Genomic DNA, 22376 nt, shown 5'->3' on the forward strand with positions numbered 1-22376 from the left:
GTTGACGCTCGCGATCGGTTACGAGGACAGGCGCAGGACGAAGCAAGGGCATCGAAAAAACCAGAGTAGATCACGAAGTTTGCATCTTACAACGCGCTCTTCAGAAACGGTATTAGGATTTTCATCCTGCGGTACTAGTAAATTGTCACCGTAACGACCGCGGACAGTTTCAAGCGACCTTAAACCATGAAAAACGCTCTGTCAAGCCGCGACGAAAAATTCGTCTCTTCTGGGGCAGGTTTGTTAAGAAGCTTAACAAATCAGGCGTTAAGCCCCCCTTTGAACGCTGGAAGGCCATTCGAGCTTGGGAGTACATCGCCACCCATCCCGAGCGGTGATTGGCCCGGGGTCTTGATCCTAGAAAGCGCAGTTGTCACGCCAAGGCGCCAAGCTCGCCAAGGCTTTTCAGTGCGTTATCAGCGTTGCGCCAGTCACCCGGAGGGTGGTCTGGATAGTGGCTCTACCCGATTGTATTGCTTGGCGAGCTTGGCGCCTTGGCGTGAGCAATTCCCGGGTTTAGGTTGATCGTCATCCCGGCCGATGGGCTCGGGACGCACAGCGCCCAACACATGCGTAACACCGCTGGAGCGGTGTCACGAGAGGCTGGGTGGGCGGAGTTATGATCAACGCCGCTGACGGCATGGCGGTTGGTCCGCACAGCGGACCCTACGGATCTGGAGGTCGAGGCTTTAGCCGGTCCGGCGTGCGGGCGACACTGGTTTCTCAGGGCTAGGTCGGGAACCGCCTCCGGCTAAAGCCTCGACCTCCTGTTGCGGACGGGCCGCGGCCAGCCGCAACGATGATCAAGGCCGCTACGAGCAACCAGACCGGCGGCGGACTGATGAGGTATTGAACAATGATCGAACTGCTGCGCAAGGCGCCGTTGCTGTCGGGCCTGAGCACCGAACAACTGGAGCACGTGACGGCCCATGCCGTTGCTATCCATCTGGATGAGGGTCAGTGGCTGTTCCGCCAGGGCGATCCGTCGCGCCGCTTCTATTTTGTCCACCACGGGCAGTTGCGGCTCTTTCGGCTGTCGCCGGAGGGGGGCGAGAAGGTCATCGAGATCGTCTCACCGGGGCAGACCTTTGCGGAGGCACTGATGTTTCTCAAGGCCCCGCGCTATCCGGTGTGTGCAGCGGCCCTGGAGGACGCGGAGCTGATCGGCATCGACGCGGCGGCCTTCGCGGCCATGCTGCGCGAATCGGTGGATACCTGCTTCGAGGTGATGGGGGCCTTGAGTCGGCGCCTGCGCGGGTTGATCGCGGAGATCGATAATCTGACCCTGCACAATGCCACCAGTCGGGTTGCCCGCTATCTGTTGGCGCAGGTGCCGGCGGATCGGCAGGGATTCGCGTTGGAGGTGCCGAAGGGGGTATTGGCCTCGCGGCTGTCCATTCAACCGGAGACTTTCTCGCGGGTCCTGCGGCAATTGACGCAAGACGGCTGTGTCAGCGTTGCGGGCGCACAAGTCACCATTATTGATCGCGCCGCATTGAGCGAACGGGCGGCAGTGGCGGACACCGCCGAACTTGGAGGCAAGGGCGGGGTCGGCCACTAAGGCAACTGCCGTTTCCCGGCCTTGATCGTCGTTCCTGCCCCTCGGAGTCCAAGGCTTTAGCCTTGGTTGGTCAGGACCACGGCTGAAGCCTTGGACTCCAGAAGATTGCCGCTAGCCGCAACGATGATCAAGGCCCGTATTCCGAACACGCGCGGGCCTTGGTCATAACGCCGGGCAACTGACATCACGCGCCGCCCGTCGCGGCCGGGGGCCGCTCCTACGGGGGTCGGAGCGGCCCGAGCATACCGACCCCAACGGGGTCGAACATACCAGCCCAGGGCAACGCCCTGGGTTGGTGTTGTTTATTTGGGCTAGCCCTGAAAGGGCGTGACATAGCGGAGGGGCTCCTTATGTCACGCCCTTTCAGGGCTGGGGCCTGTTATCCGTCATACCCAGGGCGTTGCCCTGGGCTGGTATGTCACGCCCCTTCGGGGCTTGAGCGCGGTGCGCCACCGCAGGCCATAGCCTGCCATGGGCTGGGCTGGTTTGTCGCGCCGGCCTTGATCATCGTTCCGGCCACCCCGTGGGGCAGGAGTCCAAGGCTTTAGCCTTGGATGGATAGGACCAAGGCTGAAGCCTTGGACTCCAGACGATGGCCGCTAGCCGCAACGATGATCAAGGGCCGTTTTCCGAACACGCGCGGGCCTTGGTCATCACTCCGGTCCGGCCCACGCGCGCCACCCGTCGCGGCCAGGGGGCCGCTCCTACGGGTGCTGGGCGGCACCCGCCAAGGTGTTAAACCAAGCGACGCCTGACTAGGCGTCGCTACGGACCTCAAAGACGCAGGTCGGGTGGCCCATCGACTGGCATTGAACCTCGATCACCCGGACCTCGGTGTCGACCAGTTTGCGCAGCAGGCGCTCGAAGGTGGCGGCATAGAAGTCGCACAGTGGGGTCGGGGAGTCGGTGGCACCCAGACAGACCCGTGAGCCTTCGAGGATAAAGCGGGTGCGCGGGCCTTCCTGGGTACTGAAACCGGCACTGCCGGCGAAGGTCCAGGCGTTGCGTTCGATGGCCTTAAGCAGGATGCGCAGCGCGTATTGGCGCGGCAGGGCCTTGAGCACCCACTGGGCCGGGCGGGGGATGCGGTTGGCGAGCAGGTAGTCACCAGTGAGTTGGCCGGCCACGACGCCGATCTGGCGCGCCTGCCGCACCCCGATGACCGCCCGCAGGGCCTGATGGAGTGCGGTGACCTCCCGCTCGTCAACCATCTGCGTGGGTGTTGTGGTGAGATAGCCGGCGAGGCCGGCGCGCTCAAAGACGTCCTGTATGGCGCCTGCGTCGGGGCCGGCGCGTAAGGCCTCGGCGACGCGCAGGATGGCATTGGGTCCGATCCGGGCGGGTTCGCCGGGAGTGTGTTGCGTATTGGTGTCTATGGTCTAACCCTAATCAACTGGTTTGGGATCCACTGGTTTGGGGCTCGCCCCAGTGGTGATTGCTCCAGGCGAGATTGGGCTCGTGCTGGGAGCAGAGGCTGCGCAAAAAATAGCGCCCGCGGTGGGTGACCTTGAGGCCTTTGTCCGTGAGTTCGATCAGCCCCTGGGCGGCGCAGCGGGCAAGGCGCTCGGCATCCCCGGCCAATCCAGACATCAGGCTCGCCGGTAGTTCCAGATTGCAGAGTAAATGGGCAATGGCCCGATGCCTGCGCTGGTCGGCGGCATTGAGCTTATGGCCCCACAGGATGGGAAAGCGTCCGTCCTCGATCGCCTTGCGCCAGGCGTCCACATTGGGCTCGTTCTGCACAAAGGTCCCATCCACCTCGCCCAGGCTGCTGGCCCCAAAGGCCAACAGGTGCTGGGTGGGGGCACAGGTATAGCCGAGTGCGGTGTGACGCAGCCGCCCCGCCGCCTGGGCGTCGGCCAGTTCGTCGCCATCCCGGACGAAACAGTCCAAGCCGATCCAGGTATAACCGGACTCGGTAAAGCAGCGCACCGCGCTGTGCAACAGCGCGAGCTTCTCATCCGCCCCGGGCAGGCAGGCGGTCTCGATGGCGTATTGGTGGGGGCGGCTGGCTGGATGGTGCGAATAGCCGAAGACCCGGATCCGATCCGGGTTGATCTCGATGATCCGCTCCAGGGTCGACTCGAAGCTCGCCAGCGTCTGATTGGGCAGGCCGTAGACCAGGTCCAGGCTGATGCACTCAAACCCGGTCTCGCGCGCCGTGGTACAGACGTCGCGGACCAGCCCCAATGAGTTGACCCGGCCGATGGCATGCTGGACCCGCACGTCCAGGTCCTGAATGCCGAAGCTGACCCCCGTGAACCCCAGCCCTTTAAGCAGTTCCAACTGGCTGGCCGAGGCCCGCCGCGGATTGCATTCGATATTGGTCGCGGTATCCGGCCCCAGGTGGAAGCGCTCCCCCACCATCTCCATCAGGCGAATCAATTGCGAGTCCGTGAGATAGTTCGGCGTCCCACCGCCCAAATGGAGCTGGGTCAGGGTACGGCCCCGCCCGAGCCGTGCGGTCACCAGGTCCATCTCCCGCTCCAGGGTATCGAGATAGCGGTCGATGCGCTCCCCGTCGTGGGTGATGGTGGTGTGGCAGGCGCAATACAGACAGCGCACCGGACAGAATGGCAGGTGGACGTAGAGGGCCACCGCCTCCTCCGGGCGCGCGGCGAGCGCGCTCAGAGACTGCGTATAGTCGGCCGTACTGACCCGTTGCCCGCTGGCCGCGGGCGAGAAGGAGACCGTCTCGCTACCGGACTCATCGAACTGCTCGATCAGCTCCCGCGGGAGGTCGGCAAACAGGGCTGGGGTCATGGCCGGCCCCCCCGTCAGACCGAGGCAGCGACTGGGCGTTTGGGTTGTTCCTTGCCGACCGGCAGGCCGGTGGCCTCGTCGATCTGCTCATCCGGTCCGCCGCACGCCAGGACCTTGATCGGGGTGCCCTTGAAGTTGACGTCGGCACTCAGATCGGGGCGACTGAGCTTGAGCTCGGCAATCTGATCCTGGGTCAGCACCTTGGACTGGTCGAAGCCGAGGTCGACCTCGCCCTTCATATTCACGCGGTCAAGATCATAGAAGGTCTTGTTCCAGGTGGTCCGCATGAACGCCCACAGGCAGCCCAGCATGTACCTGCGCTTGAACTTGTCGCCGCGAATCCACGGGTATTCAAAGAAGCTCTTGCGTGCATAGAAGCGGGCATAATTGCGCAACACGCCCTTGAGGACCTCCTCACGGGTCATGGCCTCCGGCTTCATGATGGGCGTGACGAAGTTGTACTTGGAGTAGTCGCGCACCTCCACCCGATCGCCCAGGTCCTCGAACAGCTCGGCAAACGGCCAGGGGGTATACATGTTCCAGTTGACCATGTCCGGCTTCCAGTCCTGGGCCAACCGATAGGTCTCCTCGATGGTCTCCTTGGTCTCGTTCTCCAGGCCCATGATGAACTGGACCTCGGCGACGATGCCGGCATCGCGCAGGAGCTTGACCGCGAGCTTGTTCTGCTCGACGGTGGTCTGCTTGCGGAACACGTCCAGGTTCAACTGGGCGGCGGCCTCAGTACCCAGCGAGACATGCACCAGACCCGCCTTGCGGTAGAATGGCAGCAGGTCGCGGTCGCGCATGATGTCGGTCACGCGGGTGTTGATGCCCCACTTGATATCCACCTTGCGATCGATCAGCTCCTGGCACAGTGCCACGAACTGGCGCTTGAAGATGGTCGGCTCCTCGTCCGCCAGGATCATGAACCCGACCTTGTGGTCGCGCACCAGGGCCTCGACCTCGTCGACGAACTTCTTCGGGCTGCGATGCCGGTAGGTGCGCCAGAACTTCCACTGGGAGCAGAAACGGCAGGTGAAGGGGCAACCACGGGCGAAGTTGGGGACCGCCACCCGGCAGTTCAGCGGAATATAGATGTATTGTTCCCACTTCAGGATGGACCAGTCGGGGGTCAGCGAGTCCAGGTCCTGGATGACCGGGTGGGCCGCGGTGGCCACCACCTTGCCGTCATCGTCCAGAAAGGCGACGCCCTTGATCTCGCTGCGGTCCGCCTTATGGGTACCGGCCTCGATCGAGCGCAGCAGGTTGACGATGATCTCCTCGCCCTCCCCGCGCACGATGTAATCGATCCAGGGGGCCTCGCCCAGCACCTGGGAATACATGAAGGTCGGGTGGATGCCGCCCAGGATGGTGACTGCGCTGGGCATCGCCTCGCGGGCCAACTGGAGCGTCGTCTGGGCCTTGTAGATCATGGGCGTGATGGCGGTCGCCAGCACCACGTCGGGGGCGTGCTTGCGGATGTACGCACGCAAGGCGTCGTCCTGCATGTGCTCGCACATCGCGTCCAGGAAGGTGACGTCGGTGTAACCCGCGTGCTTGAGGGCGCCGGCGATATAGGGTGCCCAACCGGGAGGCCAGTTGCCGGCAATCTCTGCACCGCCCGCGTGATAGTTCGGTTGGATCATCAGAATACGCATATTCCACCTCTGCAAAAGAGTCGCTTATCGTTGTCTGTCATGCGTCCGATTCGCGCCCGCAAATCGGCCGGCCTATTTCACCGTGCGGCGGAATGGCCCGCCGGCCACGTCATTAAGGGTCACACCGCCCCCCAGAACCCGGTCTCTGAGGTGGTCGGTCAGTGTCAAAGGCTAAAACCATCGCTGCCTCGGCTGGGCACGCGGGCGACGCAACTCATTGCTCCCGGATGGCGATCAGGGATAGCGACGCGCGCTGTTGGCGAGCGGCATCCGAATACCCCCGGGGATCGGCCCCCCCGTCGCCGCCACCGCCCTTGAAGGCCCAGGACCACAGGGCCTCGTCCGGCAGCGGCAAGACCAGAAACCAATGCTCCAAAACGGCCAGGCCGAGCAGGGTCGCGGCCAGAATATAACCGGCACTGGTGAATGAATGGGGAGCGGCGTCCTGGGCCGTGCCGATCAACAGCACCACGCCCACGGTCGCGATGGTGACCGACAGCGGAAACAGCCGATTCATCGGGCGCTGGCCCATATAGGTTTGCAGAAACCGCAGATGCTCGGGGAGCCAGTCGGTGTGCAGGTTGGGGACCCCGAGGAAGACATTGAGCTTGGCGCTCCAACGCATGATCCACAGGATGTTAAAGGTCCACACCCCGACCTGATTGACCTCCCCCCAGCACAGCGCCGCCAACAGGATACCGGTGGCCAGCACCGACAACTCATGATACAGGCTGGTGCCGACGGCGAGCCAAAAGCGTTGCCAACCGGCACAATCCGGTGGACAGGGGGCCTTTCGGGGACCGCTGACCAGCCCCATGAAATAGCTCATCTCGAGCGCGCCCCAGATGAACACCCCGCAGGTGAAGCCGCAATAGGCATGGGCGACGGACGCACCGGTACTGGTCAGCACCAATCCATAAATGCCGGCGGCCAAGGTCCCCGCCGCACCGATCAGGCTCCAGCGATAGGTCCGCGCCGGCAGTCGGTCCAGATAAAGGATGATGCCGGTCCCGAGCCACCAAACGAACAGGGCGTAGAGCGCTGGGACGACAATCGAAAGCATGCGTGGTTCCTGGTGCCGCGCCGCGCGCGGACGATTGGGGTTCAGCGACCGGCGCCGGCCTGGGCGGACACGGTGTCTGGTGGTGCGGTCGGGCCAGCAACCCCGGCGCTACCCGCCAGGAATACGGCAAACGACGCCTCGTTGGTCGGCCCGAACGAATTGAGCACGATGATCTTGTGCGTCCCCAGATCGGTCAGCGTCAGCCGGCCATCGGCCAATCGCGACAAACGAAAGGGGGTGTCATCGGGGAGGCGACGATTATGCCGCTCCCGGGACACCGCGCGGAGTATCCCGCGGACAAACCCCTCAATGCCCGACGGCAGGACCGCCACCGTGCGACCATCCGCGACGTCCTGGACCAGGGTAGTCCCATCGGGTGAGTCCGAGAAACGCAGGTCCCGGCTCGCCACGGTCGGTGACGGTGGGACCTGACTCGGATCATAACCGGTGAGGACGGCGGCGGTCACGAGCAGCAGGGAGAGGCCAATCAGCGAACCGAAGGCAATCAGTATCTTGCGCGGAAAGTGCTCGGGAGCAGAAGGTTCAGACATGGGGGGTGGAATCGGCTGGAAGGGTTAGTGGATCGATGGCGCAGGCGTCGCGCTGCCGGAACCGGTCGCAACGATGGCCGGGGGCGCATCGTCCGGCTCCTCGGTCGCGTGGGCCGCCTCGCCGCGCGCGGACGCCAGCGCGGCCGCCAGTGTCTGGGCCACCGCGGCGGCCTCGGGCACGGCGCGCAGCATCGGGCGGGGCGGCCAATAGTTCCACGGCTGGGCGTGGGGCCACAGGACGATATAGCCGGCGCGCACCGGTCCATCCATGGTCAATGGGAGGTCTCCGGTACCATCGGCATACCGGCGCAGGCCAGCGCCGGCGATCCGCGCAAACGGAAGATTGATGGCCATGGGAAAGGCCACACCAATGCGGAACACCAACCGTTGATTGGTCATCGTATAGAGGGTGGTCCGACTCATCGCCCAGGCCAGCAAGACCAGCAGGGCGATCGCGATCGTCGCCAGCAGCGTGAGCCACACGGCCCCGGCCACGGCGGAGCGCAGCGGTTCGCCATCGGTGAGCTTCCACAGGAAGTTCAGCATCACCAAGGCGACAAAATAGAGTCCGACGGCGCGGGTGTGAAAGGCGTGCCGCGCCAGCGATTGCCAGCGCGGCCCGCCTTGCCAGAGCACGAACTCCCCGGGGGGGAGTTGCTCTGGCAGACCCGGTACGGGTTCGTACGCGTACTCGGTCATCGGCGGTATCAGAGGAAGGGCTCGGTGCGTGACGGGACGGCATAGAGCTTGCCGCCACCGTAGTAGGCACAGACCAAGTCTTCCTCACGGAAGGTCACATGGTCGGCGTGGGCGATGGCAGGAACATTAGCGAACTGGGCACCGGTGATGGCAAGGACCTTCACTGTACCGGCTTTCTTCTGGATCTTGGCGAAGCCCATCGGCAACAGGACCTTCTTACCGGCGTTGACGGCGACTTCAAGGTAGCGGATCTGCGGCTCGGAACGGTCCACCCAGATATCGGAGACGGTGCCGCCCTTCTCGCCGTCACAGCCAATCACGTCAAAGCCGCGCGGATCGCGATCGCCCTCGGCAACGGAGAACCCGGGAGCGGCGCGCAACGGCACGATCTTGGGCTCGCCCTCGTAGGTGAGGTCCGGCTCGTTGTCGCGGGTCGGGCAGGAACCCGGGCCGACGCGGGCCAGCATGGGGTCGCCGGTGGGCGTCAACGGGGCACCGAGCCAGGGCTCAGTGGGGGTCGCGTTGACCTGGTAGGCCGGCTCCTGACGGGGCACGGTCTTGGTGCCCTGGCCATGGGGCAGGATGAAGGTCTTGGGCGCAGGCAGGTTGGGCCAGCCGACATGGGTGATATGCGGGGAGCGTTCCGACTCCAACGGGTATCCTTCCCGCTTGTCCTCCTTGCGGAGATAGATAATCAGTCCGGCGAAAAAAAACCAGAAGGCCCAGATGGCAATCTGGCCAAGGTCGATATAGCTCGTTGGTGCATCAAACATAGTCCCCTCCCGAGGGCAAGTGGCTAGCCGGGAAATTCGGCCAAGCCGAAGCGGTTGGACGCGGTCGTGCGACCCGCACCGGCGGTGCCGGCGAGCGGGCCAACGGCGGCCAGCGTCATGAAGAGCAGAACAATCTCGATCGCATAGACGGCCCCATAGCCGACCGCCGGGCCGGTGAGTGCGGGCCCCAGGATGTCGTTGGCGGCCAGTCCGGCAAACACATCGCGCAGGATACCGCTCACGGCAATCGCGAGTCCCGCGGCGGTGGCCTGCACGGCGCCCCAGGCGCCCAATGCCAGTCCGCTCTCGTCGCCATGGGTCTTCCCCATGGCTGCGGTGAGTGTACCGACCGAGAAGAGCCCACCACCGAAGCCGATCAGGAAGGCGCCCAGGCGGAACACCGCGGCCGACTCCATGGGGGCGGACAAGAGCACGGCGGCAAAGGCGAAGACCCCGACCACGGCGCCCAGGCCGGACAGTCGATAGGCGTCGGCGCCACGGTTGAGTTGCCGGGCCGCCAGCGCGAAGGCCAGGAGCGTGCCCCCCGCCGACAGGGCCGTCAGCGCGGTGGTCGCCCCGACCGTGAGGTGCAGCACCTGGCCGCCGTAAGGCTCCAGCAGGATGTCCTGCATACTGAAGGCGGCGCTGCCCATGCCCACGGCCACCAGCAGCCGCGCGACCCGCCCGCCGGCCAGATACTCTGACCAGGAATCGCGGAAGGCGGGGGTCACGCGGCCGGCGCGGGTGCGCGTCGGGTCGCGCGCCTCCTGCTTCCACAGTGCAATCAGGTTCAACACCAGGGTGGCCACGGCCGCCGCCTGGAGGATCTGAATCAGGCGCTTCTGGCTGAAGTCGGCGAGCAGTTGACCGAAAATCAGCGAGCTGGCCACCATGCCCAGGAGCAGCATCACATAGAGCAGCGCCACGGCGCGCGGGCGTGCCGCGGGCGGCGCGAGATCGGTGGCGAGTGCCAGCCCGGCCGTCTGGGTGGTATGTAGCCCGGCACCGACCAGCAGGAATGCGAGCGCCGCCCCCGCCGGCCCCAGCGGTCCCTGCCAATGGGCATCGCCCCCCAGGATGAGCAGGGCAAAGGGCATGATCGAGAACCCGGCGAACTGCAACAGGGTACCCATCCAGATATAGGGGACACGGCGCCAGCCGAGCGCCGAGACGTGATGATCCGAGCGGAAGCCGATCAGGGTGCGCAGCGGGGCAAACAGCAGCGGCAGCGAGACCATCAGCGAGATGAGCCAGGTGGGGATACCGAGCTCGACCACGGTCACGCGGTTCAGGGTCCCGTTGAGCAGCACCACGGCCATGCCCACCGAGACCTGGAACAGTGCCAGTCGCAATAGCCGCGGCAGCGGCAACTCCACGGTGCCGGCGTCCGCAAAGGGCAGAAAACGCGGCCCCAGCCGCTTCAATCCGCGGGTCAGGATGCCGGAAGCCGAGCTCATTGGTGGACCAGCTCCAAGGCCTGGGAGGTGTAGAAGCCGCGGCTGATGCGCTGCGTGCGCCCGCAGCGCCAGGCGGCGAGTCCGGGTTCGGCCGCGATCAAGCGTTGCAGGCGCGCGGGGCTCACCGGCACGATGGCGGGCGAGCGATCCCCGCGGGGGAAGAGCTGCCCCGCCGCATGCATCACCGCCAACAGCGCCGTGCGCGGGGCATAGGTGAACAGGATCGAGCCGGTGGTGCGCGCCGCCACCTGGGCGAGCAGCTTCACTACATCCTCGCTGCGGTAGTGAATGACCGAGTCCATGGCGACCACGTGATCGAAGGTCCCGAGCGCGGGGTCGGTCATGTCGCCCGCCAGGAACTTGACACTGCCCACACCCAGGTCCTTGGGGCAGCGCTCCTGCGCCAAGGCGATCAGGGTCGGGGCCACGTCGATGGCCGTCACCGCGGCGCCGCGCCGCGCGGCCTCGACCGCCAGTGCGCCGGTGCCGCAGCCCGCGTCGAGCAACCGCCGGCCAGCGAGGTCCGGGGGCAGCCAACCGAGCAGCGTCGCGCGCATCAGGTCGCGGCCGGCGCGCACGGTGGCGCGCACCCGGCTCACCGGTGCATCGGAGGTCAGTTTGGACCAGGCATCGGCGGCAGTACGGTCGAAATAGGTCTCGATTTCGCCGCGGCGTTCCTTGTAAGTGGTCGTCGGCATCAGTCGAATCCCAAAAAGTCGAAGATATCCCGATCGCGCATCGGCGCCACGGTCAGGGGTTCGGCGCCGGCCCAGAGGGCGGCCGCCAACTGCATGTATTGGGCCCGGGCCAACTCGACCTCCGGGCTGGTGTCCATCTCAAACAGCGTACATTTCTTCAGCCGGCTGCGGCGGATCACGTCCAGGTCCGGCAGGTGCGCCAGCCGCTTCAAGCCCACCGCGTCGGCAAAGCGGTCGATCTGATCGGTCTCCACGCTGCGGTTGGCCACGACACCGGCAATCCGCACCTTGTAGTTCTTGGCCTTGGCCATGATCGCCGCAGCGATCCGGTTCATGGCAAAGATCGAGTCGAAATCGTTGGCGGCGACGATCAGCGCGCGCTCCGCGTGCTGCAAGGGGGTGGCGAAGCCGCCGCACACCACGTCGCCCAGCACGTCGAAGATCACCACGTCGGTGTCCTCGAACAGGTGATGCTGTTTCAGTAGTTTAACCGTCTGACCGACGACATAGCCACCGCAGCCGGTGCCGGCCGGCGGGCCGCCCGCCTCCACGCACATCACGCCATTATAGCCTTCGTAACAATAGTCCTCCGGCCGCAGCTCCTCCGCATGGAACTGCACCGACTCCAGGATGTCGATCACCGTCGGCACCAGGCACTTGGTGAGCGTGAAGGTGGAGTCGTGCTTGGGGTCGCAACCGATCTGCAAGACCCGTTTGCCGAGCTTGGAAAAGGCGGCCGACAGGTTCGAGGAGGTCGTGCTCTTGCCGATCCCACCCTTGCCATAGACGGCGAAAACCTTGGCGCGGCCGACGATGGCCTCGTCCTCGAGGACCTGGACGCTGCCCTCACCGTCCGGCGGTTGGCCAAGCGTGACCGGTATTCCGAAATTATTCAAGCGGCGGCCTCCTGATAGACACCCTCTAACCGGTCCTCGAGCTCCTCGCCGGCACGGCGCAGGGCCTCGAGGGTAGCCGGGTCAGGGCTCCAGTAGTTGCGTTCGTGGGCCTCGATCAACCGGTTCGCGACCTTGGCGGAGGCGGTGGGGTTGAGTGCGGCGAGCCGCTCGCGCATCTCGTCGTCCAACACATAGGTCTCGGTGAGACGCTGGTACACCCAGGGCGCCACCTGACCGGTGGTGGCGGACCAGCCCATGGTATTGGTCACATGGGTCTCGATCTGCCGCACCCCCTCGTAGCCGTGGGCCAGCATGCCCTCGTACCACTTGGGATTGAGCATCCGGGTGCGGGTCTCCAGTGCCACCTGCTCGGCCAGCGTGCGCACCACCCCGTCGCCGGTGGTCTGGTCGCCGATATACACCGGCACATCGGTGCCGCGCGCCCGACCCACGGCGCGGCTGATGCCGCCCAGTGTATCGAAATAGTGGTCGATCGAGGTGACCCCGAGCTCTACCGAGTCCAGGTTCTGGTAGGCCAGTTCGACATTGCCGAGCACGCTGGTCAACAGATCGGCATTCTGCATCGGCTTGCCGGAACGCCCATAGGCGAAACACTTGCGCCGGGTATAGGTCTCGGCCAGCTCGTCGCCCTCGTCCCAGCGGCTGCTGTCGACCAGATAGTTGACGTTGGCGCCATAGGCCCCGTCGGCGTTGCTGAACACGCGCAGCGCGGCGGTCTCAAGATCGCAGCCGTTGGCCTCCCGATAGGCCAGGGCGTGCTTGCGCACGAAGTTCTGCTCGAGCGGCTCCTCCGCGGTGGCGGCCAGATAGGAGGCGTCGGCCAGCAACCGGGTCTGCAACGGCAGCAGGTCGCGGAAGATACCGGACAGGGTCATGACGCAGTCGATGCGCGGCCGGCCCAGCTCCTCGAGCGGGATCAGCTCGGCGCCGGCGAGCCGCCCGAAGCTGTCGAAGCGCGGCTTGGTCCCCATCAGGGCCAGGGCCTGGGCGATGGGTCCGCCCTCGGTCTTGAGGTTGTCGGTGCCCCACAGGACCAGTGCCACGCACTCAGGCAGGGGGTTGCCCTCAATGGAATAGCGCTCCAGCAGGCGCTGGGTCTGGCGCGCCCCATCGGCCACCGCGAAGCGGCTGGGGATGCGGTAGGGGTCGAAGCCGTGGAGATTGCGCCCGGTAGGCAGGATCTCCGGGGTGCGCAACAGGTCGCCGCCCGGGGCGGGCTGCACATAGCCGCCGTCCAATGCGTGCAGCATGGACGGGATCTCGTGTTGCTCGGTGAGCAGCCGGTTGGTCTCGCCGAGCTGGGTCAGCAGGCTGACATTCTCCTCGGTCTTGGACATGGCGCCGGCCGCAAGTGCGCGATTGACGCTCGCCCCGCCCACCAGCGCGGCCAGTGACTCCCGGGCCGGGCGGGCGTCGTGACTCGCCTCGGCGATGGCCAGCAGCAGGTCGATGCGCTGCTCCGCGGTCGGGGCCTGGCCGACGATATGCAGTCCGTCCGGGATCAGGGTGTATTCCAGCTCCAGCACCGCCTTGTTGAGCCGTGCGATGGGCTCCTCGAAGGCGTCGCCCCAGGACGGCTCGGCCGGGCACAGGTCGAGCTCCGCCCCCTGGGCCTGGATCAGCTCGGCCAGACCCTCGCGCTCGTTGGTCTCCTCGGGCGGTAGGCTGCGCCAGCGCTCGATCGAACCCTTCAGGTCGATGAGGCCGCGATAGAGCCCGGCATGGGCAATCGGCGGCGTCAGATAGCTGATGAGGGTCGCGGCGGCGCGGCGCTTGGCGATGGTACCCTCGGACGGGTTATTGGAGGCATAGAGATAGAGGTTCGGCAGGTCGCCGATGAGGCGATCCGGCCAGCACTCGGCGGACAATCCGGACTGCTTACCGGGCATGAACTCCAGTGCGCCGTGGGTGCCGAAATGCAGCACCGCATCCGCGCCGAATTCCTCTTTCAGATAGCGATAGAAGGCGGTAAAGGCATGGGTTGGGGTAAAGCCCTTCTCGAACAGCAGGCGCATGGGGTCGCCTTCATAGCCGAAGGCGGGCTGCACACCGACGAAGACATTACCGAAGCGCTCGCCGAGCACGAAGATGGAGCGCCCATCGGCCTGCTGCTTGCCGGGGGCCGAGCCCCACTGCTGTTCGATCTGCTTGAGATAGGGCTCGCGGCGGACATGGTCGTCCACCGGGACGCGGGCGTGTACATTGGCGTGCGCGCCATAGCGCGAGGCGTTGCCATTGATGATGGACTCACGCAGCGCATCGACATCCTTGGGGACATCGACCCCATAGCCGGCTGCTTTGAGCGCGGTCAGGGTATTAAACAACGAGGAAAAGACCGAGAGATAGGCGGCGGTGCCGGTATTGCCCGCGTTGGGCGGGAAATTAAAGAGCACGATGGCGACCTTGCGGTCACGCCGCGCGGTGCGCCGCAGCGACACCAGCCGGGCGACGCGCGAGGCCAGCATCTGCGTACGCTCGGGCTGGGACTGCATGTCGCGCGCCTCATCCACCGCGACCGAATTGGAGCGCCCGCCGAAGACCATGGGCCCGATGGAACCGTCCAGCTCGGGGATGGCGACCATCATGGTGGCCTCCACCGGCAGCAGACCCTGATCGGAGTCCTGCCACTGCTCCAGGGTCTGGAACTCCACCGACATGGTGGAGAGATAGGGCACGTCTAGCTTGGTCAGCAGTTCCTGGGCGGCCTTGGCGTCGTTATAGGCGGGTCCGCCGACCAGTGAGAAGCCGGTGAGTGAGACCACGGCATCCACGGTGGCACGGCCGCCATGCATAAAGAAGCGCTCCACCGCCGGGCGGGCGTCGAGACCGCTCGCATAGGCGGGGACCACGCGCAGCCCGCGGGACTCCAGCGCGGCGATGACGCCATCATAATGGTTGGCATTGCCGGCCAGCACATAGGAGCGCATCAGGAGCAACCCGACGGTGCCCTTGCTGTCGCGGCCGGCGGCCGGGAGCTTGGCCAGGTCGTCGCTGATATGGCCCGGGAGGCGCGGGTGATAGATGCCGACATCCGGATATTCCACCGGCGGCGGGACCTTGAGCGTCCCGCGCAGCACCCGGCGCTCACCGTCGGCATAGCGGTCCACCAGGAAGCGGACCATATTGGCGACATTCTCCTCGGAGCCTGCCAGCCAGTATTGAAGACTCAGGAAATAGGCGCGCACGTCCTGGGCGGTGCCGGGGATGAAACGCAGCAGCTTGGGGATACGCCGCAGCATGCTCATCTGCTGGGAGCCGGCATTCCCCTTGTTCTCCTCGCCCTCCTTCTTGCTGCCGCCGCGCAGACGCTTGAGCAGCGCCATGGGTCCGCCCTGCTTGCCGTCCATGCTGAACCCGCCCAGGCGGGTGAGGCGCATCACCTCGCCGGCGGACATACAGGAGATCATCGCGTCGCACTGATCCCGGCGGGCCTGGAGTGCGGGCAGGATCGGCTGGATGTGCTCTTCCATCACCAGCATGGTGTTGATGACGATGTCGGCGGTGGCGACGTCCGCGCGACAGCGCTCGACCGCCTGGGGATCCCCGGCCCATTCGGCCGCGGCGTGGAGACTCAGCTCCAACCCGGGTATATCCCGGCGCAGGCCAGGTCGCGCCCGGTCAAGCGTTCCCGCCAAGTGGCCATCCAGGGCCACAATGACGACGCGGATCGGGGTCGAACGGTCAGCGGCCGAAGTGCGCTTTCGCATCGTAGAGCGTCTCCACGGTAATCGTTTGGATACCGCGTTCAGCGGCAAATAATTCAGTGTTGCGGCGCGCCTTGCCGCGGACGAAGAATGGTATTTTTTTCAACTCCCGCTCGCCCTCGGGAGACCAGACCACACCCGCGGCCGGGGCCGGATCGGCGGCCGGGCTGCTATCCGCAACCGACACCGTCTCGGGCGTCGTCGCTCGGGCCTTGGCGGGTGAATGCAGATGCGAGGGCGTCGCCTCGTCATGAAACTCGGCATCGCCCCGGAACATCGTGAGCAAATGCTCTTCCAGGCCCATCATCAGCGGATGGACCCAGGTGTCGAAAATCACGTTAGTCCCCTCGAACCCCATCTGGGGCGCGTAGCGGGCCGGGCAGTCCTGTACATGATGGGGCGCGCTGATGACCGCGCAGGGTACACCGAAGCGCTTGGCGATATGGCGCTCCATCTGGCTACCCAACACCAACTCCGGGTGCAGCGCCGCCACCTGGGCCTCGACCTCCAGATAGTCGTCCGTGATCAGCGCCTCGACCCGATAGCGGGCGGCGGCAGCACGGACCTCGCGGGCCAGTTCGCGCGAATAGGTGCCGAGCCCGACCACCTTGAACCCCAGCTCCTCGCTACAGATCCGTGCCGCCGCAATCGCATGAGTGGCGTCGGCGAAGATGAAGACCCGCTTGCCGGTGAGGTAGGTCGAGTCCACCGAGCGTGAGTACCAGGGCAGGCGCGAGGTGCCGGCCGCGACGGCGGCGCTGACATCGATCCCGGTCAGCGCAGCGATCTCGCGCAGGAAGTCGCGGGTGCCGCCGAACCCGATCGGGATCGCCTTCACCGTCGGCTGCTTGAACATCCGCTCCAGCCAACCGCAGGCGGACGCGGCGACCTCCGGATAGAGACAGCAGTTGAAATCGGCCTCGGGGATCCGGGCGATGTCGGCGGGGGTGGCACCCAAGGGGGCGACCAGATTCACATCCACGCCGATGGAGTCCAGCAGCCGGGTCAGCTCCACCACGTCATCGCGACAGCGAAAGCCGAGCGAGGTAGCCCCGAGCAGGTTGGCCAGTGGCCGCCGATTGGCGCAACGCTCGCTGACGGGTGCGCGCGGTGCGGACCCGGGGGCCGGGACCTGCGCGTGCAACACCCGGCGCACGATCTGATAGAAGGTCTCGCTCGCCCCCCAGTTCTCCTGCCGGGAGAAGGCGGAGAGCTCCAGCGGCACCACCGGGATCGGCAGGCCCATCGACTCGGCCAGCCCGCCCGCCTGGTCCTGGAGCAGTTCGGCGGTGCAGGCCTCGCCGACCAGGAGCAGGTCCGGACGGAAGCGGTCGTAGGTCTCCTGCACCCGGGTCTTGAGCAGCTCGGCGGTGTCGGTCCCCATGTCCCGCGCCTTGAAGGTGGTATAGCTCACCGGCGGGCGGCGCTCGCTGCGCTCAATCATGGTGAACAGCAAGTCCGCGTAGGTGTCGCCCTGGGGGGCGTGGAGCACGCAATGCACCGCGTTCATTGACGCGGCAATGCGCATGGCGCCGATGTGGGGTGGGCCTTCGTAGGTCCAGACCGTAAGCTGCATGACTAGACCTTAAGGGCTGCGCTGCGGAGCAGGGGCCGGGCGAAGAGTTCCGCCAGGTCGGCCGCCTGTTCAAATCCGTGGATGGGGGTGAAGACCAACTCGATCGCCCACTTGGTGCGCAGACCCTGGGCCTCCAATGGATTGGCCAGGCCCAGGCCGCAGACCGTGAGGTCCGGGCGCTCGGCGGCGACCCGGTCGAGTTGCCGCTCTACGTCCTGCCCCTCCACCAGACGCACCCCCGCCGGGAACAGGTCCAGCTCGGGCTGCATGGCGCGCCGGTCCAGATAGGGCGTACCGACCTCGAGCAACTCGACCCCGCACTCGCGCGCCAGGAAGCGCGCCAACGGGATCTCCAACTGGGAGTCGGGCAGGAAGGTCATGCGCCGACCGGCCAACACCTCGCGATAGCGCCCGAGCGAGCCGCGCGCCCGCTCGGCCGGGGCGGCGGTGACGCGCTCGAACTGCTCGTCGCTGACGCCCCAGGCGCGCGCGGCAGCGCCGAGCCAGGCGAGCGTCCCTTCGACCCCGAAGGGGAAGGGTGTGTTCAACAGACGCGCCCCACGCGACGCCAGCAGACCGGCCGTCTCATTGAAAAAGGGCTGGGCAAACAAAACGATGGTCCCCTCGCCCACGGGCGGCAAGGCGTGGGTATCGGTACCCGGGATGAAATGCACCGGGCCGATGCCGAGCGACTCGAACAGCCGGCGGAACTGGTCCTCGACCACGTCCGCCAGGGTGCCGAGCACCAACAGGTTGCGCTCGCCGGCGGGCAGTCGCGGCAGCTCCGGCACCAGGGCGGCGACGCACTGGTCCTCGCCCTGGGTGAAGGTGGTCTCCAGGCCGCTGCCGCTGAAGGCCAGCACCTTCACCCGGCCGCCGCCACCCAGACCCAGCGGGCCCTTGGTGAGACGCTCGGCGGCCTTCTGCAGGTCGAGCTTGATGACCTCGGACGGGCAGGAGCCGACCAGGAACAGGGTGCGGATGTCGGCGCGACGCTCCAGCAGCCGGGTCACCACCAGGTCCAGCTCATCGTGGCAGTCGGCGATCCCGGCCAGGTCGCGCTCCTGCAGGATGGCGGTGGCAAAGCGCGGCTCGGCGAAGATCATCACCCCGGCGGCGGACTGGAGCAGGTGGGCGCAGGTGCGCGAGCCGACCACCAGAAAGAAGGTGTCGTGCATCTTGCGGTGCAGCCAGACGATGGCGCTCAAACCGCAGAAGACCTCACATTGGCCTTGCTCGCGCAGGGGTTCCGGGTAGGCGCGCTCGCGCACCAGGGTGGCGTCGGCGGCCGCGGCGCCGCTCACAGTGCGGTCTCCGCCCGAGCGATACCCACCGTGCCGGCCGCGTCCTGGCGGGCCTGATCCAGGCGGGCCGCCCGCAGTTTGAGCAGGAACTGGGTGGCGTTGATCACATAGGTCGCATAGGCGGCCAGGGCCAACAGCATCTGTCCGCGGACGGGCAAATCGGTGGCCAGCGACACCAGATAGGCGGTGTGCAGGGCCAGCACCAGCATGCTGAACACGTCTTCCCAAAAGAAGGCAGGGACGAACAGATACTTGCCAAAGACCACCTTCTCCCAGATGGAGCCAGTGATCATGATCGTGTAGAGCACCAGGGTCTTGACGATCACCGAGATCGTCGCGGCCTGCGCGCCTTCGCCCGTAGTCAAAAAGCGCAGGACCAGCCCGAGGCTGATCAGGAACACTAAAAATTGCACAGGGGCAAGGATGCCCTGGACCAGGGTCCAAGGGGATGCATCGCGACGCTTGCGCTCCTCGGGGGTGTACAGGGGCATGCTCTGGCGGTACCTTGAGGATCGATAGTTGTTCTTGGCGGACCGGGCTGGCGGCTGGGCCGCGTGGAGAGGCTGCGCTGCCCTCTGGTCCGATCGTCTGATTTGGGGCTTGGCGCATGACCGATGCCCTTGCCACGCCGCACAATCTAGCCTCGCGGGGCGAAAGTGTCAACGTAAGTTGACGTAGTGGGAACTTGACATTCGCGGCCGAGTTGACAGACTTGCAATAACCCCGAGCTCGCCCGGACCATTGACGGCCGGCCCGCGGGGGAAAGTCGGTCATTTTAGCCCACGCGTTGCCTGAGGGTCCTCACTGTTTATGCGCTGCCCCGCTGTTGTCCCTGTCGGTCTGGTGCCGGACCCGCTCACGGCGGTCGCGTCCTGTTTTATCTCCGTTTTCTGTCGGGGCGCCCGCCCGAGCCGCCGTCTTGGGCAAGGCGGGCGAAGGTGCCCAAGGTGTCCCCGGTGACGGCCGCGAGCGTGGCCCCCGTGCGCGCGGACGGCCCGGTGGCCGCCGACCTGCTGCGCAGCGTCGCCGATCTGTCGCTGGTGCTGGACGCCGCCGGCACCATCGTCGACTGCGCCATCGGCAACGCGGCCCTATCTCGCGAACTGGGCGGCGGCCTGCTGGGCCGCCCCTGGCTGGACACCGTCACCGCCGACAGCCGCCCCCGGGCCGAGGCCATGCTGCGCGACGCCCGCGCCGACTGGTCGGATGAGTGGCGCCCGGTCGACCACCTGGCCCCGCCGGGTAAGGAAATCCCGTTCCAATATCGCGCCATCCGCTTCGGCACCCAGGGCCAGGTACTGGCGATCGGGCGTGAATTGCGGGCGGTGGCCTCGCTCCAGCAACAGTTGGTCGACGCCCAGCAGGCCATCGAACGGGACTATTGGCGCTTTCGCCAGATGGAAACCCGCTATCGACTGCTCTTCCAGAGCGTCTCCGAGGCCGTGCTGATCGTCGACGCCGGCCTGCGCCGGGTGGTGGAGGCCAACCCGGCGGCCACCCTGCTGCTCGGCGACAGCGCCGCCCGGGTGATCGGGCGACCCTTCCCCGAGGGCTTCGACCCCGAGAGCACACGGGCCATCGAGTCCTTGCTGGGCGGCGTATTCACCACCGGCAAGGTCGACAGCGTGAGTGCGCGCCGCCTCGACGGGGCCGCCGAGGTGGTGATCTCCGCCTCCCTGCTGCGCCAGGACGACACCACCCTGTTTGTGGTGCGGGCGAGTCCGCTCCAGACCAGCCCGGCGACGGCCGTGCTCCCGGACAATGACGCCAAGCTGCTCAAGGCGGTGGCGGCGGCCCCGGACTCCATCCTCATCACCGATGGCGATGGGCGCATCCTCGCGGCCAATCGCGCCTTTCTCAATCAGGTCGAGCTGGCCAACGAGCACCTGCTGCGCGGCCAATCGCTAGACCGCTGGCTGGGGCGCGCCGGGATCGATCTGAATGTGCTATTGAGCACGCTGCGCCAACACGGCACGCTGCGGCTCTTCAAGACCACGCTACGCGGTCAATACGGCACCACCGCGGATGTCGAGATCTCCGGTGCCGCGGTGGAGCACGGCGATCTGCCCTGCTTTGGCTTTTTCATCCGCGATATCGGTCGACGCCTAGGCGCCGACCCGGCCACCGATGGCCTGCCGGTGTGGGTGGCGCAATTCACCGACCGGGTCGGCAGCGCCCCGCTGAAGGACCTGGTGCGTGAATCGACCGACGTCATCGAACGCCTGTGCATCGAGGCCGCCTTGAAACTCACCGGCGGCAATCGCGCCTCCGCGGCGGAATTGCTGGGCCTGAGCCGGCAGAGTCTTTATGTGAAGCTGGCGCGGTATGGCGTCGGCGGCGAAGTGACTGAGGCGGAGTAGCCCCCCGGTTCTCGTGCCACCGCTCCAGCGGTGGCACGCCTGTGTCAGGCGCTGCGCACCTCGGGGCCAGGCGGCCGACAGGCCAACCGACTGGGAGCGCCGCACCCCAGTGCGGCCCCGCCCATCCGCAAAACGCGACGCCGCGGCCGCTTGTGCGATCGTGCCGCACTGAGATTTGGCAAGTATGCGGCGGAGCCGTTTCCGCCTCTCGTGACACCGCTCCAGCGACTGGGAAAGTATTCGCAGCCACCAAACCACGCAGCGCCTGGGAGCGCCGACATTCTGTCGGCGACGGCGCGAAGCGCCGTTGGATCCTCTCGAAACCAAAGCCCTTTGCGATTAACCGCGAAACCGCCTGCGACGGCTGGCCGACAGAATGTCGGCGCTCCCAGGCGCTCCGCGCCGGGCGCAACGATCAACGCCAAGGCGGCCTTGGACTAGTATCCTCGAAAGAGTAGGTGTCACGCCAAGGCGCCAAGATCGCCAAGGCTGTTCAGTGCGTTATCAGCGTTGCGCCAGTCCCCGGGAGGGTGATCTGGATAGTCGATCGACCGGATTGTATTTCTTGGCGAGCTTGGCGTCTTGGCGTGAGCCATTCCCGGATTTAGAATGATCGTCATTCCACCAACGTCGAGCAGTCATCCGGCCGGTGCGCTGCAATCCTGCGCCAGGGATGGCAACCCCTCTATCTTCTCCCTCCCCCCTCGCGGGTGAGGGTCGGGGTGGGGGGCGTCCGGCACCAGCCGATCTGACTTGATCATCTCAACCGCACCGCTGACCTAGCGGAACTGCCCAGGTCTTGAGCCCCGGATGGCGGCCCAGTTCCGCCAGCGATTCATCGCCCGCGGCCGACCTCGAGGCGGCGCCAGTCGGGATGGGCGGCGATGCCCTACTCGCCACGGATCGCCATCCAGCGCGGCCGCCGAGGGGGCTAACGCGAGATTCGTAAAGAACGCTTAATACAAGGGTCGCGGACGGGGCAGGATTTTACCGTGTCGCTTGACGGCTTGCGGGACATCCATTAAGGTGATTTCCGTTATAGAAGTTACCCGAAAACCGGCTGGATAAAGATGTCCCATTTTGGCAAAGTCGGGCTACGCTTCAATCTCGCTTCGACATCTTTCATCAACCTGTTTGAGAGCCTGATGCCCTTCGCATAGACCTTGCGACTGAGTTCGACGATGGGGTGGATGCCTTTCCATTTCATGCTCTTGGCCCATTCCAGCATCGTCTCGACGTCCACCAGTTGCGTACCATTCCAGTGTTTCTCGAGAATGCCCCAACACCGCTCA

The 22376-nt window shown here is 65.9% G+C and carries 16 protein-coding genes and 1 pseudogene; 2 read left to right on the forward strand and 15 right to left on the reverse strand.

Annotated features, from left to right (window positions below; translation table 11 throughout):
* Window positions 1-856 precede the first annotated feature (856 nt).
* On the forward strand, window positions 857-1561 hold the full coding sequence (locus tag QZX93_RS08465; RefSeq protein WP_295390895.1) for a Crp/Fnr family transcriptional regulator: 705 nt from the start codon (window positions 857-859) through the stop codon (window positions 1559-1561).
* A gap of 755 nt (window positions 1562-2316) precedes the next feature.
* On the opposite strand, the gene bchJ is transcribed toward QZX93_RS08465, so the two are convergent.
* The 14 genes from bchJ to bchF all read right to left on the reverse strand — a co-directional run bounded on the left by bchJ (window position 2317) and on the right by bchF (window position 19215).
* On the reverse strand, window positions 2317-2937 hold the full coding sequence (gene bchJ, locus QZX93_RS08470; protein WP_295390900.1) for a bacteriochlorophyll 4-vinyl reductase: 621 nt from the start codon (window positions 2935-2937) through the stop codon (window positions 2317-2319).
* 13 nt (window positions 2938-2950) lie between these two features.
* A complete protein-coding gene (gene hemN / locus QZX93_RS08475) occupies window positions 2951-4324 on the reverse strand; it encodes an oxygen-independent coproporphyrinogen III oxidase (protein ID WP_295390893.1) in 1374 nt (457 codons plus the stop codon).
* A 14-nt stretch (window positions 4325-4338) separates the two neighbouring features.
* Window positions 4339-5982 carry a magnesium-protoporphyrin IX monomethyl ester anaerobic oxidative cyclase gene (gene bchE / locus QZX93_RS08480; protein ID WP_295390891.1) on the reverse strand — a complete coding sequence of 548 codons (1644 nt, stop codon included), beginning with the start codon at window positions 5980-5982 and terminating at the stop codon, window positions 4339-4341.
* A 214-nt stretch (window positions 5983-6196) separates the two neighbouring features.
* The gene (gene puhE, locus QZX93_RS08485) at window positions 6197-7045 is read right to left on the reverse strand and encodes a putative photosynthetic complex assembly protein PuhE (protein ID WP_295390890.1); all 849 of its coding nucleotides are present in this window, start codon (window positions 7043-7045) and stop codon (window positions 6197-6199) included.
* 41 nt (window positions 7046-7086) lie between these two features.
* Complete coding sequence (gene puhC / locus QZX93_RS08490) at window positions 7087-7596, reverse strand: photosynthetic complex assembly protein PuhC (protein WP_295390888.1); 510 nt, start codon at window positions 7594-7596, stop codon at window positions 7087-7089.
* Window positions 7597-7620: 24 nt separating this feature from the next.
* A complete protein-coding gene (gene puhB / locus QZX93_RS08495; RefSeq protein ID WP_295390886.1) occupies window positions 7621-8295 on the reverse strand; it encodes a photosynthetic complex putative assembly protein PuhB in 675 nt (224 codons plus the stop codon).
* A gap of 8 nt (window positions 8296-8303) precedes the next feature.
* On the reverse strand, window positions 8304-9068 hold the full coding sequence (gene puhA / locus QZX93_RS08500) for a photosynthetic reaction center subunit H (protein ID WP_295390884.1): 765 nt from the start codon (window positions 9066-9068) through the stop codon (window positions 8304-8306).
* 23 nt (window positions 9069-9091) lie between these two features.
* Window positions 9092-10525 (reverse strand): BCD family MFS transporter, encoded by a 1434-nt coding sequence (locus tag QZX93_RS08505; protein WP_295390882.1) that lies wholly within the window; start codon window positions 10523-10525, stop codon window positions 9092-9094.
* Window positions 10522-11223 carry a magnesium protoporphyrin IX methyltransferase gene (gene bchM, locus QZX93_RS08510; RefSeq protein ID WP_295390881.1) on the reverse strand — a complete coding sequence of 234 codons (702 nt, stop codon included), beginning with the start codon at window positions 11221-11223 and terminating at the stop codon, window positions 10522-10524. The genes QZX93_RS08505 and bchM overlap by 4 nt, the downstream gene beginning before the upstream one ends.
* On the reverse strand, window positions 11223-12119 hold the full coding sequence (gene bchL, locus QZX93_RS08515) for a ferredoxin:protochlorophyllide reductase (ATP-dependent) iron-sulfur ATP-binding protein (RefSeq protein ID WP_295390879.1): 897 nt from the start codon (window positions 12117-12119) through the stop codon (window positions 11223-11225). The genes bchM and bchL overlap by 1 nt, the downstream gene beginning before the upstream one ends.
* The gene (locus QZX93_RS08520; protein ID WP_295390877.1) at window positions 12116-15847 is read right to left on the reverse strand and encodes a magnesium chelatase subunit H; all 3732 of its coding nucleotides are present in this window, start codon (window positions 15845-15847) and stop codon (window positions 12116-12118) included. Before QZX93_RS08520 ends, bchL begins: the two co-directional genes overlap by 4 nt.
* On the reverse strand, window positions 15822-17420 hold the full coding sequence (gene bchB / locus QZX93_RS08525) for a ferredoxin:protochlorophyllide reductase (ATP-dependent) subunit B (RefSeq protein ID WP_295390875.1): 1599 nt from the start codon (window positions 17418-17420) through the stop codon (window positions 15822-15824). Before bchB ends, QZX93_RS08520 begins: the two co-directional genes overlap by 26 nt.
* Before the next feature lie 2 nt (window positions 17421-17422).
* Entirely contained in the window at window positions 17423-18694 is a 1272-nt protein-coding gene (locus QZX93_RS08530; RefSeq protein ID WP_295390899.1) for a ferredoxin:protochlorophyllide reductase (ATP-dependent) subunit N, read from the reverse strand.
* Between the two features lie 26 nt (window positions 18695-18720).
* A complete protein-coding gene (bchF, locus tag QZX93_RS08535) occupies window positions 18721-19215 on the reverse strand; it encodes a 2-vinyl bacteriochlorophyllide hydratase (protein ID WP_295390873.1) in 495 nt (164 codons plus the stop codon).
* Window positions 19216-19662: 447 nt separating this feature from the next.
* On the opposite strand from bchF, the gene ppsR reads away from it, so the two are divergent.
* Window positions 19663-21084 carry a transcriptional regulator PpsR gene (gene ppsR / locus QZX93_RS08540; RefSeq protein WP_366759996.1) on the forward strand — a complete coding sequence of 474 codons (1422 nt, stop codon included), beginning with the start codon at window positions 19663-19665 and terminating at the stop codon, window positions 21082-21084.
* Between the two features lie 1045 nt (window positions 21085-22129).
* Here the strand turns inward: ppsR and QZX93_RS08545 are convergent.
* Window positions 22130-22376: pseudogene (locus QZX93_RS08545) on the reverse strand (ISAzo13 family transposase); the annotation flags it as partial.

It is taken from the genome of uncultured Thiodictyon sp., assembly GCF_903946935.1.
GTDB lineage: Bacteria > Pseudomonadota > Gammaproteobacteria > Chromatiales > Chromatiaceae > Thiodictyon.

Excerpts from the sequence above, each read along its gene's own strand:
- QZX93_RS08465 (WP_295390895.1), top strand. The coding sequence starts at position 857 with ATGATCGAACTGCTGCGCAAGGCGCCGTTGCTGTCGGGCCTGAGCACC.
- hemN (WP_295390893.1), bottom strand. The coding sequence starts at position 4,324 with ATGACCCCAGCCCTGTTTGCCGACCTCCCGCGGGAGCTGATCGAGCAG.
- bchE (WP_295390891.1), bottom strand. The coding sequence starts at position 5,982 with ATGCGTATTCTGATGATCCAACCGAACTATCACGCGGGCGGTGCAGAG.
- puhE (WP_295390890.1), bottom strand. The coding sequence starts at position 7,045 with ATGCTTTCGATTGTCGTCCCAGCGCTCTACGCCCTGTTCGTTTGGTGG.
- puhC (WP_295390888.1), bottom strand. The coding sequence starts at position 7,596 with ATGTCTGAACCTTCTGCTCCCGAGCACTTTCCGCGCAAGATACTGATT.
- puhB (WP_295390886.1), bottom strand. The coding sequence starts at position 8,295 with ATGACCGAGTACGCGTACGAACCCGTACCGGGTCTGCCAGAGCAACTC.
- puhA (WP_295390884.1), bottom strand. The coding sequence starts at position 9,068 with ATGTTTGATGCACCAACGAGCTATATCGACCTTGGCCAGATTGCCATC.
- QZX93_RS08505 (WP_295390882.1), bottom strand. The coding sequence starts at position 10,525 with ATGAGCTCGGCTTCCGGCATCCTGACCCGCGGATTGAAGCGGCTGGGG.
- bchM (WP_295390881.1), bottom strand. The coding sequence starts at position 11,223 with ATGCCGACGACCACTTACAAGGAACGCCGCGGCGAAATCGAGACCTAT.
- QZX93_RS08520 (WP_295390877.1), bottom strand. The coding sequence starts at position 15,847 with ATGCGAAAGCGCACTTCGGCCGCTGACCGTTCGACCCCGATCCGCGTC.
- bchB (WP_295390875.1), bottom strand. The coding sequence starts at position 17,420 with ATGCAGCTTACGGTCTGGACCTACGAAGGCCCACCCCACATCGGCGCC.
- bchF (WP_295390873.1), bottom strand. The coding sequence starts at position 19,215 with ATGCCCCTGTACACCCCCGAGGAGCGCAAGCGTCGCGATGCATCCCCT.